This is a genomic window from Cognatilysobacter terrigena (genome assembly GCF_004361065.1).
Lineage (GTDB): Bacteria > Pseudomonadota > Gammaproteobacteria > Xanthomonadales > Xanthomonadaceae > Cognatilysobacter > Cognatilysobacter terrigena.
In genome coordinates this window covers 101,095-112,993 of sequence record NZ_SELT01000006.1, presented here as the reverse complement: position 1 = coordinate 112,993, position 11,899 = coordinate 101,095, and the positions used below count along the sequence as shown (strand labels likewise).

At 67.7% G+C, this 11,899-nt stretch carries 13 protein-coding genes; 9 read left to right on the top strand and 4 right to left on the bottom strand.

Going from position 1 to position 11,899, the window contains the following annotated elements:
• On the top strand, positions 1 to 1,461 hold a 1,461-nt coding region (locus EVS83_RS05955; RefSeq protein ID WP_133500111.1), incomplete at its 5' end, for a sensor histidine kinase.
• Here the strand turns inward: EVS83_RS05955 and smpB are convergent.
• On the bottom strand, positions 1,458 to 1,967 hold the full coding sequence (gene smpB / locus EVS83_RS05950) for an SsrA-binding protein SmpB (protein ID WP_133500110.1): 510 nt from the start codon (positions 1,965 to 1,967) through the stop codon (positions 1,458 to 1,460). The two genes, EVS83_RS05955 and smpB, sit on opposite strands and share 4 nt — an antisense overlap.
• A 48-nt stretch (positions 1,968 to 2,015) precedes the next feature.
• Here smpB and EVS83_RS05945 point away from each other — a divergent pair, with 48 nt between their 5' ends.
• Together EVS83_RS05945 and EVS83_RS05940 are read left to right on the top strand one after the other, a co-directional pair.
• Positions 2,016 to 2,447 carry a type II toxin-antitoxin system RatA family toxin gene (locus EVS83_RS05945; protein WP_133500109.1) on the top strand — a complete coding sequence of 144 codons (432 nt, stop codon included), beginning with the start codon at positions 2,016 to 2,018 and terminating at the stop codon, positions 2,445 to 2,447.
• On the top strand, positions 2,444 to 2,695 hold the full coding sequence (locus tag EVS83_RS05940; protein WP_425456070.1) for an RnfH family protein: 252 nt from the start codon (positions 2,444 to 2,446) through the stop codon (positions 2,693 to 2,695). The genes EVS83_RS05945 and EVS83_RS05940 overlap by 4 nt, the downstream gene beginning before the upstream one ends.
• A gap of 9 nt (positions 2,696 to 2,704) precedes the next feature.
• Here the strand turns inward: EVS83_RS05940 and EVS83_RS05935 are convergent, their stop codons facing one another.
• Complete coding sequence (locus tag EVS83_RS05935) at positions 2,705 to 3,109, bottom strand: outer membrane protein assembly factor BamE (RefSeq protein WP_133500108.1); 405 nt, start codon at positions 3,107 to 3,109, stop codon at positions 2,705 to 2,707.
• A 161-nt stretch (positions 3,110 to 3,270) separates the two neighbouring features.
• On the opposite strand from EVS83_RS05935, the gene fur reads away from it, so the two are divergent.
• Complete coding sequence (gene fur, locus EVS83_RS05930) at positions 3,271 to 3,678, top strand: ferric iron uptake transcriptional regulator (protein WP_133500107.1); 408 nt, start codon at positions 3,271 to 3,273, stop codon at positions 3,676 to 3,678.
• 78 nt (positions 3,679 to 3,756) lie between these two features.
• Here fur and recN read toward each other — a convergent pair whose 3' ends face one another.
• Positions 3,757 to 5,433 (bottom strand): DNA repair protein RecN, encoded by a 1,677-nt coding sequence (gene recN / locus EVS83_RS05925; protein ID WP_133500106.1) that lies wholly within the window; start codon positions 5,431 to 5,433, stop codon positions 3,757 to 3,759.
• A gap of 84 nt (positions 5,434 to 5,517) precedes the next feature.
• Between recN and hrcA the strand changes: the two genes are divergently transcribed.
• From hrcA to dnaJ, 5 genes are all read left to right on the top strand, one after another.
• Complete coding sequence (gene hrcA, locus EVS83_RS05920) at positions 5,518 to 6,573, top strand: heat-inducible transcriptional repressor HrcA (protein ID WP_133500105.1); 1,056 nt, start codon at positions 5,518 to 5,520, stop codon at positions 6,571 to 6,573.
• 90 nt (positions 6,574 to 6,663) lie between these two features.
• The gene (gene grpE / locus EVS83_RS05915; RefSeq protein WP_246022795.1) at positions 6,664 to 7,173 is read left to right on the top strand and encodes a nucleotide exchange factor GrpE; all 510 of its coding nucleotides are present in this window, start codon (positions 6,664 to 6,666) and stop codon (positions 7,171 to 7,173) included.
• A 93-nt stretch (positions 7,174 to 7,266) separates the two neighbouring features.
• Complete coding sequence (dnaK, locus tag EVS83_RS05910; RefSeq protein WP_133500103.1) at positions 7,267 to 9,195, top strand: molecular chaperone DnaK; 1,929 nt, start codon at positions 7,267 to 7,269, stop codon at positions 9,193 to 9,195.
• A gap of 57 nt (positions 9,196 to 9,252) precedes the next feature.
• Complete coding sequence (locus EVS83_RS05905; protein ID WP_133500102.1) at positions 9,253 to 9,852, top strand: TMEM175 family protein; 600 nt, start codon at positions 9,253 to 9,255, stop codon at positions 9,850 to 9,852.
• Positions 9,839 to 10,960, top strand: a complete 1,122-nt coding sequence (dnaJ, locus tag EVS83_RS05900; RefSeq protein ID WP_133500101.1) for a molecular chaperone DnaJ — start codon at positions 9,839 to 9,841, stop codon at positions 10,958 to 10,960. Before EVS83_RS05905 ends, dnaJ begins: the two co-directional genes overlap by 14 nt.
• Positions 10,961 to 11,189: 229 nt before the next feature.
• Here the strand turns inward: dnaJ and EVS83_RS05895 are convergent, their stop codons facing one another.
• Entirely contained in the window at positions 11,190 to 11,879 is a 690-nt protein-coding gene (locus EVS83_RS05895; protein ID WP_133500100.1) for a 2OG-Fe(II) oxygenase family protein, read from the bottom strand.
• Positions 11,880 to 11,899: the final 20 nt, after the last annotated feature.

The window sequence follows — 11,899 nt, the reverse complement described above, 5'->3', positions numbered from 1 at the left end:
TGGATCTACGTGCCGTTCCATGTGCAGGACATGGTCGACGCTGCGCTCGGCAGCCACCTGCAGGACATGCACGTGCGCATCGTGGATGTCACCGACGCAACGCCGCATCTGCTTTACGACGGCGGGCGACGCGTGCCGCATCCGGCGTTCACCCGCAGCAGCACCGTCGACGTCTACGGACGCAAATGGCGTTTCGACTTTGCGTCGCCGCCCCTCACCGACGAAGTCCCCGGCCTGCGCACACTGCAGGGCACGCTCGCGCTCGGCCTGATCGCCGCACTGCTGCTGTACGGCGTCGCCTTCACGCTCGCGCGCACCGGCACGCGAGCGCGTGAGATCGCCGGCCGCCTGACCGAAGAATTCCGTCGCAGCGAGGTCCGCTTCCGTGCGGCGATGCAGTACTCCGCGATCGGCAAGGCGCTGGTCGACAGCCGCGACTGCATCGTCGACGTCAATCCGGCGTTCGCGGCGATGTTCGGGCGTCGACCGGACGCGATCGTCGGGCTGCCATTCGAATCGTTGTTCGACCTGCGCGAAGGCGAGTCGCTCGCGCGCAACGACGGCGATGGCGTTTGGCGCGCGATGCGCCGCTTCCACCGCCCCGACGGCACGACCCGCCACGTGCACCTGACCTATTCGCCGATCCCGGGCAACATCGGGCAGGACGTCGCCGGCCTGCTGCAGATGGAAGACGTCACCGAGCGCCTGCTCGCCGAGGCGCGTGTCCACGCGCTGAACCGCACGCTGGAAGCGCGCGTCGCGTTGCGCACGCGCGAATTGATGCGCGCGAACCAGGAGCTCGAGTCGTTCGCCTACAGCGTGTCGCACGACCTGCGCGCGCCGCTGCGCGCGATCGACGGTTTCAGCCGCATCCTCGCCGAGCGCTATGCCGAACGGCTCGACGATCCGGGGCGCGATTACCTCTCGCGCGTGCGCCGCGCGGCGACGCGCATGGGCGAGCTCATCGACTCCATGCTGCAGCTCGCGCGTCTGTCGCGCAGCGCCCTGAAGGTCGAGACCGTCAACCTGAGTCGCGTGGCCAGCGAAGTGATCGAGGAGCTCACCGTATCCGAGCCGACGCGCAATCTCGACGTACGCGTGCAGCCCGGTCTCGATGTCGAAGGCGACGCCACGCTACTGCGCAACCTCCTGCAGAACCTCATCGGCAATGCCTGGAAGTTCACGCGCGATCGCGATCCCGCCGTCATCGAATTCGGCCTGACGTCCGGCGGCGAATACTTCGTGCGCGACAACGGCGCGGGATTCGCGCAGGACTATGTCGACAAGCTGTTCCGGCCCTTCCAGCGCCTGCACACGGAAGAGCATTTCGCGGGTCACGGCATCGGACTGGCGACGGTGCGCCGCATCGTCGAACGCCACGGCGGCACCATCCGTGCGGAAGGCGCGGTGGGCGAGGGCGCGACATTCTACTTCACGCTGCCCGGCCCGACGGAGCTTTAAGCGTCGCGATTGTGCGCGCGCATCGCGCGTTGCTTCTCGCGCTGCCAGTCGCGTTCCTTGGCGGTGTCGCGCTTGTCGTGTTCCTTCTTGCCTTTGGCGAGCGCGACTTCGGCCTTCACCTTGTTGCCCTTCCAGTAGAGCGCGGTCGGCACGACGGTGTATCCCTCGCGCTGCATGCGGCCGATCATCGAGTCGATCTCGTTGCGGTGCATGAGCAGCTTGCGGGTGCGGCGCTCCTCGGGGATGACGTGCGTCGACGCCGAGATCAGCGGGGTGATCTGCGCGTTGAACAGGAACATCTCGCCGTTGCGGATGATCGCGTAGGCCTCGCCGATGTTCGCGCGGCCGGCGCGAATGGCCTTCAGCTCCCAGCCCTGCAGCGCGAGGCCGGCTTCGATGCGGTGCTCCAGGTGGTACTCATGGCGCGCACGCTTGTTCAGCGCGATCGTGCCGCCGGCGGCCATTGACTTATCCTTGCCGGCCTTTCCCTTCGAATTCTTGCTCATCGCGCCATTGTCCCCGATCGCGGGGCGGCCCGGCGAGAAGGACCGCAGATGCCCACCATCCGCCGCACGGCGCTCGTCGAGCATTCCGCCGCCCGCATGTTCGGGCTCGTCAACGACGTCCGCGCCTATCCCGAGCGTTTCGACTGGTGCGACGGCGCGACCGTGGTCGAGGAGACGCCGGATCGCATGAAGGCGCGGCTGGACCTGCGCGTCGGCGCCTTTCGCACCTGGTTCGTCACGGACAACACGCTGGCACCGCCGCACCACATCGACCTGCAACTGGTCGAGGGTCCGTTCCGCCGGCTGAAAGGGCGCTGGGAATTCCATGCGCTCGACGAGTGCGCCTGCCGCGTGACGTTGACGCTCGAGTTCGAGCCCGCGGTGAAACTGCTCTCCGGCGCGTTCGCGCTGGGCTTCCAGGGACTGGCCGACCGCATGGTCGACGACTTCGTGCGCGCTGCCGATCGCGGCGACGCATGATCCGCGTCGAGCTCGTGCGGGCGTGGCCGCATCGTCACGAATCGCTGTGGCTGGATCTTCCGGACGGCGCGACGGTCGCAAGTGCGCTGGCGCTCAGCGGGTGGGAAGCGAGGGACGTCGCCGTGTTCGGCGAACGGTCGACGCGCGAGCGCGTGCTCGTCGCCGGAGATCGCATCGAGATATTGCGTCCGCTCATCGCGGACCCGAAGGACGCGCGCCGGCGCAGGGCCCAGCGCAACGCGCGCTGACGACGGCGATCAGCCGCCGCCGCGACGCTTCTTCTTGTCCTTGTCCTTCGCGAGGTTCGGACCGAACTGGCGCACAGTCTCGCGCGCGAGCTGTTCGTCCTGCTCGGGAAAGTAGTCGCCTTCCCAGCGGGCGAGCTTGTCGCCGTCGAAGTACAGCGTGAGGTTCTTCTTCTCGACATGGCCGGTGCGACCCGTGCGCTGCGTCGCTGTGTAGTCCCAACGATCCTGATGGAACGGGTCGGAGACCGACGGCGAGCCGAGCAGGAGGATGACCTGCTGCTTGTCCATGCCCGCCTGCAGCTGATCCACCGCCGACTTCTCGAGCAGGCTGCCCTGGTAGACCGGCTGGTGATAGACGATGCCGCAACCCGCAGTAAGAAGGGCGGCGACGAGGACGGGAAGCAGCTTTCGCATGGGCTCGAACACTCGACACGACGAGGGTCGTGGGACCGGCGGATGATACACTGCCGCCCGCCTGCCGCACCCCGCGCAGCACGTCGCGTCAGCTCCGGTTGAACGTGCGGCGAGGCGATCCCGTCGGGCCGCGCACGGTGCGTGGCCGCCCCGGAGCTTCGATGGAATCGCAAGACCTGCGCAACGTCGGCCTGAAGGTCACCCACCCGCGACTCCGCATTCTCGACGTGCTCGAGAAGACGCAGGTGCGGCACATGACCGCCGAGGACATCTACCGCCGCCTGCTCGACGACGGCGAGGACATCGGCCTCGCGACCGTCTACCGCGTGCTCACCCAGTTCGAAGCCGCCGGGCTCGTGCTCAAGCACCACTTCGAGTCCGGGCAGTCGGTTTATGAACTCGATCGCGGCGACCACCACGACCACATGGTGGACGTCGACACGGGCAAGATCATCGAGTTCGAGAGCGCCGAGATCGAAGCGCTGCAGCAGAAGATAGCGGCGCAACACGGTTACGAGATCGAGGCGCACTCGCTCGTGCTGTACGTGCGCCGCAAGAAGAAGGGCTGACGCGCAGCCCGCATCGCCGCAGTCCGTGGCGACGCTTCTAGCGAATTGATCTCACTCAGTGGCGACGCGATCGCGTCGTCAGTCGACGTCCTGCAGCAAACGCTTGGCCGCGGCGCGAGCTTCCTTGGTGAGTTCCACGCCGCCGAGCATGCGCGCGAGTTCCTCTTCGCGCTCTTTCGCCGACAGCGATCGCACTTCGCTCTGCGTCACGCCGTCGCTCTTCGACTTCATGACGCGGTAATGCGAATGCCCTTGCGCTGCGACCTGCGGCAGATGGGTCACGCACAGCACCTGTCGATGATCGCCGAGCGCGCGCAGCTTCTGGCCGACGATATGCGCGACCGCACCGCCGATGCCGGTATCGACTTCGTCGAAGATCATGGTCGGCACCGCATCCATGCCGAGCGACGCGACTTCGATCGCCAGCGAGATACGCGCGAGTTCGCCGCCCGACGCGACCTTGCGTAGCGCGCGCGTCGGCTGGCCCGGGTTCGCGCTGACCATAAATTCGATGCGTTCGGCGCCGTGCGGGTCCGGGCGATCCGCGGGGGAGGATTCGAACGCGACCTCGAACGTACCGCCGCCCATGCCGAGTTCGGCCATGAGCGCGGTGGTCGCGGACGACAGCTCGCGAGCCGCTTTCGTGCGGGCATCCGTGAGTCGTGCGGCAGCCGCACGCCACGTGTCGCGTGCGCGTGCGATCTCGTCGTCGAGCTTGACGAGTCGTTCGCCCGCGCCGCGCAATGCGTCGACTTCCTCACGCACCCCATCGCGTCGCGCGGCGAGCTGCTCGGCGGGACCGCGGTGTTTGCGTGCGAGTTCGTGCACGCGACCGAGGCGGCGTTCGAGACGCTCGAACGTGTCCGGGTCGATGTCGAGATCGCTGCGCACGCGGTCGAGCGCGGCGATGGCTTCATCGATCTGGATCGTCGCGAGATCGAGCATGCCGTCCACTTCGGCGAGGCGCGGCTCGTGCTCGGTCGCACGCGCGAGCTCGCCGCGCACCTGGCCGAGCACGCGCGAGATCGACGGGCCGTCCTCACCGCCGAGGCGCGCGAACGCGGTGTCGCACGCTGCGATCAACGCGGTCGCGTGACCGAAACGCCGGTGGTCCGCCTGCAGCTTTTCCAGGCTGTCGGGCTCGAGGTCCTCGCGTTCGAGTTCGTCGAGCTGGTGCTGCAGCCAGTCGATGCGATCGGAGACGTCGCCCTGCGCGGACAGGCGCTCGCGCTCGCGCAGCAGTTCGCTCCACGCCGCCGCCGCGGTCGCGACGGCCGCGAGTTCGGCGTCGGTGCGGCCGAACGCGTCCAACAGAGCGAGCTGGCTGGTCCGCGAGAGAAGGGCTTGGTGCTCGTGCTGGCCGTGGATCTCGACGAGATGACCCGACAACTCGACGAGCTGCGCGATGGTGGCGGGGCGTCCGTTGATCCACGCCTTCGAGCCGCCGTCGGCGCGGATGACGCGGCGGATGCGACAGGCGCCCGCGTCGTCCTCGTCGTCGAGCTCGTTCTCGCGCAGCCAGTCGCGCGCGGCCGGGGCGTCGGCGAGGTCGAAGCCGGCCGACAGCTCGGCGCGCTCGGCGCCGTGGCGGACGACGCCGCTGTCGGCGCGCAGGCCCGACAGGAGGCCCAGGGCATCGACGAGAAGCGACTTGCCGGCGCCGGTCTCGCCGGAAATCACGGTGAGGCCGGGACCGAATTCGAGTTCGGCCCCCGTGACGACGGCGAACTGCTTCAGCGAGAGTTGGGTCAGCATGGCGCGAATTGTGCCCGGGCGGGCGTCGCACGCGAAGCGACGACACGGCTTGCACGCACCCGTCCCGCAGCTTATAGGTCCGCCATGAGTCGCCGTCCCCTCGACCCCGCCCAGGATCCCCGTGCGCGCCAGCTGCTGCGGGCGCTGATCGCGCGCTACATCCACAGCGGAGAACCGATCGGCTCGCAGACGCTGGCGCGCCACGCGGGGCTGGACGTCAGCGCGGCGACCATCCGCAACATCCTCGCGGATCTCGAAGAGGCGGGCCTGCTGAGCGCGCCGCATACGTCGGCCGGGCGAATCCCGACGGCGCAGGGCTATCGACTGTTCGTCGACTCGCTGCTGCAGGTGAGCCCGCTGCCGGACGGCGAACTTGCACGCCTGCGCGGCGAGCTGCCGACGGGCTCCGGTACGCAGGCGTTGCTCGGCAGCGCGACCGAACTGCTCTCGGCGATGACGCACTTCGTCGGCGTCGTCAGCGTGCCGGGCCGCGAACAGTTCGCGTTTCGTCGCATCGAATTCGTGCCGATGGACGAGCAGCGCGTGCTCGCGATCGTCGTGTTCGCGGACGGCGATGTGCAGAACCGCATCATCCAGGCGCGTCGGCCCTTCGAAGGCGGCGAACTCGAACGCGTCGCCAACTACCTCAACCAGCATTTCGCCGGGCGCCCGCTGGCGGACATCCGCACCGTGCTGCTGCACGAGATGCGCACCGCGCAGGACGAACTGCATCGGTTGATGGGGCGCTCGATCGAGCTGGCCGAGCAGGCGCTCGCGCCGGCCGACGAGGACATGCTCGTCGCCGGGCAGACGCGTTTGATGGGCGTGCAGGAACTCGCGGACGTCGAGCGACTTCGCGAACTGTTCGACGCGTTTTCGCGCAAGCGCGAGATCCTCCAGCTGCTCGAACGCACCGCGCAGGCACCGGGCGTCCGCATCTTCATCGGCGAGGAGACGGGGCTTGCGCCGCTCGACGGCGTGTCGCTGGTGACGGCGCCGTATACGTCGGGTGGGCGCGTCCTCGGGGTGCTGGGTGTGATCGGTCCGACGCGGATGGCCTACGACCGGGTGATTCCGGTGGTGCAGGCGGCCGCCGACATCCTCGGCGATGCATTGAACACGGGCGATCGCGGCGTCTGACCTTGAATCGGCAGCGTCCGGCCCCATAGCAGGCCCCGGCGCGCGACCTGCGCGATGGAGACCCCGCCTGCGATGACCACCGAACAGACCATGCCACCCGGCGCTGAAGCCGCATCGGGCGATGGCGCCGTGAAGGACTGCTGCGCTGCGCTTCAGGGCCAGCTGGATACGGCGACCGCCGAGCTTGCGCAGCTGCGCGAAGACGTCCTGCGCGAGCGCGCGGACCTCGAGAACCAGCGCCGCCGCGTGGCGCGCGATATCGACACCGCACGCAAGTTCGCGAACGAGCGCCTGCTCGGCGACCTGCTGCCAGTGATCGACAGCCTCGAGGCGGGCCTCGGCCAGGCCGGGGATAACGCCGGCGCGCTGCGCGAGGGCATGGAGCTGACGCTGCGTCAGCTGCTGAAGGTGGCGTCGGACAACGGCCTCGTGCCGGTCGACCCCAAGGGCCAGCCGTTCAATCCGGAGCATCACCAGGCGATGAGCATGGTTCCGGGCGGCGAGACCCCGGACAACCACGTCGTGCAGGTCTACCAGAAGGGCTGGCTGCTGAACGACCGGCTGCTGCGGCCCGCGCTGGTGGTCGTCGCGCAGTCCTGATCGCCGATGGCGCCTTGAACCGGCGCCGGCGGTCCATAGATACGGCTTATCGGCGCACCGCGCCCCCGACATTCGAATTCGCAGGAGCAACCCATGGGCAAGATCATCGGTATCGACCTCGGCACGACCAACTCGTGCGTCGCGGTCATGGAAGGCACGAAGGTGCGCGTCATCGAGAACGCGGAGGGTGATCGCACCACGCCGTCGATCGTGGCGTACACGAAGGATGGCGAAGTCCTCGTCGGCGCCTCGGCCAAGCGCCAGGCGGTGACGAATCCGAAGAACACCTTCTACGCGGTGAAGCGCCTCATCGGCCGCAAGTTCACCGACGCCGAGGTCCAGAAGGACATCGGCTTGGTCCCGTACAAGATTACCCAGCACGAGAACGGCGATGCCTGGGTCGAGACGGCGGACGGCAAGAAGATGGCGCCGCAGCAGATCTCGGCCGAGGTCCTGGCGAAGATGAAGAAGACGGCCGAAGCCTACCTCGGCGAAACCGTCACCGAAGCCGTCATCACGGTGCCCGCGTACTTCAACGACTCGCAGCGCCAGGCCACCAAGGACGCCGGTCGCATCGCGGGTCTCGACGTCAAGCGCATCATCAACGAGCCGACGGCCGCCGCACTCGCGTACGGCCTCGACAAGTCGGGCGCCGACCGCAAGATCGCCGTGTACGACCTCGGCGGCGGTACGTTCGACGTGTCGATCATCGAGATCGCGGAAGTCGACGGCGAAAAGCAGTTCGAAGTGCTCGCGACCAACGGCGACACGTTCCTCGGCGGCGAAGACTTCGACAAGCGCGTCATCGACTACCTCGTCGAGGAGTTCCAGCGCGAGCAGGGCATCGATCTGCGCAAGGATCCGCTGGCGCTGCAGCGCCTGAAGGACGCGGCCGAGCGCGCGAAGATCGAGCTGTCGAGCGCGCAGCAGACCGACGTCAACCTGCCGTACGTGACGGCCGACGCGACGGGCCCGAAGCACCTCAACATCAAGCTGACGCGTGCCAAGCTCGAAGCGCTGGTCGACGACCTCGTCAAGAAGACGATCGAACCCTGCCGCGTCGCGCTCAACGACGCCGGCCTGCGTGCGTCCGACATCACCGAGGTGATCCTCGTCGGTGGCCAGACCCGCATGCCGAAGGTGCAGCAGGCCGTCGCCGATTTCTTCGGCAAGGAGCCGCGCAAGGACGTCAACCCGGACGAAGCCGTCGCGATCGGCGCGGCCGTGCAGGGCGGCGTGCTCAAGGGCGACGTCAAGGACGTGCTGCTGCTCGACGTGACCCCGCTGAGCCTCGGCATCGAGACGCTGGGCGGTGTGTTCACCAAGATCATCGAGAAGAACACCACGATCCCGACCAAGGCGTCGCAGACCTTCTCGACCGCGGAAGACAACCAGTCCGCCGTCACCGTGCACGTGCTGCAGGGTGAGCGTGACCAGGCCCGTTACAACAAGTCGCTGGCGCGCTTCGACCTCACCGGCATCGAGCCGGCGCCGCGCGGCATGCCGCAGGTCGAAGTCACGTTCGACATCGACGCCAACGGCATCGTGCACGTCACCGCCAAGGACAAGAAGACCGGCAAGGAGCAGAAGGTCGAGATCAAGGCGGGCTCGGGCCTGTCCGAGGACGAGATCAAGCGGATGGTCGAGGACGCCGAGGCCAATCGCGAAGAGGACAAGAAGTTCCAGGAGCTCGTGCAGGCGCGCAACCACGCCGATGGCCTGATCCACATGACCCGCGGCGCGATCAAGGAGCACGGCGAGAAGGTGCCGGGCGACGCGATCGGTCGCGCGGAAACGGCGATCGCCGACCTCGAGACCGCGATGAAGGGCGACGACAAGGGCCAGATCGAGGCCAAGAGTCGTGCGCTGGAAGAGGCCGCGCAGTCGCTGCTGGCCGTCGCGCAGGCCGGCGCCGGCGGTGGCGATCAGGGCGGGTCGGGCGACAATCCGGGCGGTGGGTCGCGCAACGACGATGTCGTCGATGCCGAATTCACGGAAGTGAAGGGCGACGACGCCAAGTAAGATGGTGTTGCGAGGCGCCGGTCATCGACCGGCGCTTTTGCTTCGACGGGGATCGCGATGAACAAGGGGCGGCTCGAAGCGTTCAGCGATGGCGTGCTCGCCATCATCATCACCATCATGGTGCTGGAGCTGCGCGCCCCCCACGGCAATCAACTCGCGGACCTGCAGCCTCTGCTGCCCGTGTTCGTGAGCTACGTGCTGAGCTTCATCTACGTCGGGATCTACTGGAACAACCACCGTCATTTCCTGCACGCGGCCACGCGTGTCGATGGGCGGGTGCTCTGGGCGAACCTGCATCTGCTGTTCTGGTTGTCGATGTTCCCCTTCGCCACCGCGTGGATGGGCGAACACCACGACGCAGCCACGCCCGTCGCGGTCTACGGCGTGATGCTGCTGATGGCGGCGATCGCGTGGTTGCCGTTCCAGGCGTCGCTGATGCGCGCCAGCGGACGCGACTCGACGCTGTCGCGCGCGGTCGACCCGTGGGGCTGGAAATCCGTGCTACCTGTTGCGTTCTACCTGACCGGCATCGCGCTGGCCTTCGTCAACACCTGGGCGGCGCAGGCGATGTACGCCGCCGTCGCCGTGATGTGGTTCGTCCCCGACCGCCGCATTGAACACCGCATCCAAGACACCGTGCACCATGAGCAAGCGTGACTACTACGAAGTCCTCGGCGTCGCCCGCGACGCCAGCGACGATGACCTGAAGAAGGCCTATCGCCGCCTGGCGATGAAGCACCATCCGGATCGCAATCCGGATAACAAGGCCGCCGAGGAAGCCTTCAAGGAGTGCAAGGAGGCGTACGAAACGCTGTCTGACGCGAACAAGCGTCGCGCGTACGACGCGCACGGCCACGCCGCCTTCGAGCACGGCATGGGCGGCGGCGCGGGCGCGGGTTTCGCCGACATGGGCGACATCTTCGGCGACATCTTCGGCAACATCTTCGGCGGTGGCGCGCAGCGCGGTCCGCGTCGCGGTGCCGACATCGGCTACGTGATGGAGCTGGGCCTCGAGGAAGCGGTCCGCGGCGTCGACAAGCAGATCGAAATCCCGACGCTGGAAGAGTGCGACACCTGCGATGGCAGCGGGTCCGAGGACGGCAAGCTCGAAACCTGCGGCACGTGCCACGGGCGCGGCCAGGTGCGTTTCCAGCGCGGCATCTTCTCGATGCAGCAGGCGTGTCCGCACTGCGGCGGCCGTGGCAAGATCATCGCGAACCCCTGCGACGACTGCGGCGGCCAGGGCCGCGTCGAACGCACCAAGACGCTGCAGGTGAAGATCCCGGCGGGCGTCGACAACGGCGACCGCATCCGCCTCGCGGGCGAGGGCGAGGCGGGCCCCGCCGGCACGCCGCCCGGCGATCTATACGTCGACATCCGCGTGCGCGAGCACGAGATCTTCCAGCGCGACGGCGACGACCTGCACTGCGAAGTGCCGATCCGCATTTCGCAGGCGTCACTGGGCGACACGATCCGCGTGCCGACACTGGGCGGCGAAGTCGAACTGCGCATCCCCGCGGAAACGCAGACCGGCAAGCAGTTCCGCCTGCGCGGCAAGGGCGTGCGATCCGTGCGCAGCCGCAGCGAGGGCGACCTCTACTGCCGCGTCGTCGTCGAAACGCCGGTGAACCTGACCCCGGAGCAGCGCGAGCTGCTCGAGAAGTTCGAGGCGACGTTCGTCGGCGATGGCGCACGTCGCCACTCGCCACGCGCGTCGACGTTTCTCGACGGCGTCAAAGGATTCTGGGAAAGGATGACGGGGTGAGCGACCGCGCTTAGGACGCAGAGCGTCCTACTGCTGCGAACGCCATAGCGAATAGCGATGGCCGGGCGGCGAGGCTACTGCGAGCGCGATCGTTCGTTCCCGCAGTCTCTCAATTGCATCGAAAGACGCATGTCGAATCGCGCGTCGCCCGAAGCCGCCGCGATCCACATCCAATCCGGCAAACAAAATGGCGGGCGATAAGCCCGTCTTTTTTCGTCTGTGCCTCGCATCAATCCTGATGCGAAGCGTTATCCGCACGTCCCGCACCGAACCGCTTGTCGAGCGCACCCAGTAACCACTTCAACCCGCGCGAGAAGCGCCCGCGCTTGGTCTTGCGCAGCTTCTCTTCCTCGCTCGTCAGCCAAGCCACCTGCACGACGCGGCGCTCGCCCTCGAACGGCAGATGGCCGTGGAACGAGTTGTCCTCGCGCTTGAACGCGGCGAGCGTGCCGTAGATCGGCCGCACTTCCGGCGCGACCAGCGCGTCGATGTCGTCGATCCTGGCCAGGAAGCGCAGACACCCGTCGCTCGTGTCCGGCCAGTCCTCGTTGAGGTAGAGCAGGGCAGTGACGACCTTCGAACGGCTGTCGGTGTGGATCGTGCCGTGGCGCCGATTGAGCGACCGGCAGAGCGTGGCAAGTGTCGGCTTCGCGCCGAGCCCGTCGATGCCGAGCTGTCGACCGACGGCTTCGCCGAATTCCGGCGATGTCATCTGCTCCACGACCGCGCGCACCGACGGGCCGCAGTCTTCCGGCGCGTACGGGAAAAATCCGGCGCTGCTGTAGCGGGGGAAGTCCGCTTCGAGCGCGTCGTTCGCCGCTCCGGGAAGCATCCCGTCGAGCACGAACAGCGGAAACGGCGTCGGCGCGCGACCGTCGATCGGCGCCTGCAGGCGGTGCATGTCGAGCAGTGCTTCCATGGCGGCTCCGGCGTCTGTGC

Coding starts and splice junctions, on each gene's coding strand:
- smpB (WP_133500110.1), bottom strand. CDS start 1,967: ATGAGCAAGAATTCGAAGGGAAAGGCCGGCAAGGATAAGTCAATGGCC.
- EVS83_RS05945 (WP_133500109.1), top strand. CDS start 2,016: ATGCCCACCATCCGCCGCACGGCGCTCGTCGAGCATTCCGCCGCCCGC.
- EVS83_RS05940 (WP_425456070.1), top strand. CDS start 2,444: ATGATCCGCGTCGAGCTCGTGCGGGCGTGGCCGCATCGTCACGAATCG.
- EVS83_RS05935 (WP_133500108.1), bottom strand. CDS start 3,109: ATGCGAAAGCTGCTTCCCGTCCTCGTCGCCGCCCTTCTTACTGCGGGT.
- fur (WP_133500107.1), top strand. CDS start 3,271: ATGGAATCGCAAGACCTGCGCAACGTCGGCCTGAAGGTCACCCACCCG.
- recN (WP_133500106.1), bottom strand. CDS start 5,433: ATGCTGACCCAACTCTCGCTGAAGCAGTTCGCCGTCGTCACGGGGGCC.
- hrcA (WP_133500105.1), top strand. CDS start 5,518: ATGAGTCGCCGTCCCCTCGACCCCGCCCAGGATCCCCGTGCGCGCCAG.
- grpE (WP_246022795.1), top strand. CDS start 6,664: ATGCCACCCGGCGCTGAAGCCGCATCGGGCGATGGCGCCGTGAAGGAC.
- dnaK (WP_133500103.1), top strand. CDS start 7,267: ATGGGCAAGATCATCGGTATCGACCTCGGCACGACCAACTCGTGCGTC.
- EVS83_RS05905 (WP_133500102.1), top strand. CDS start 9,253: ATGAACAAGGGGCGGCTCGAAGCGTTCAGCGATGGCGTGCTCGCCATC.
- dnaJ (WP_133500101.1), top strand. CDS start 9,839: ATGAGCAAGCGTGACTACTACGAAGTCCTCGGCGTCGCCCGCGACGCC.
- EVS83_RS05895 (WP_133500100.1), bottom strand. CDS start 11,879: ATGGAAGCACTGCTCGACATGCACCGCCTGCAGGCGCCGATCGACGGT.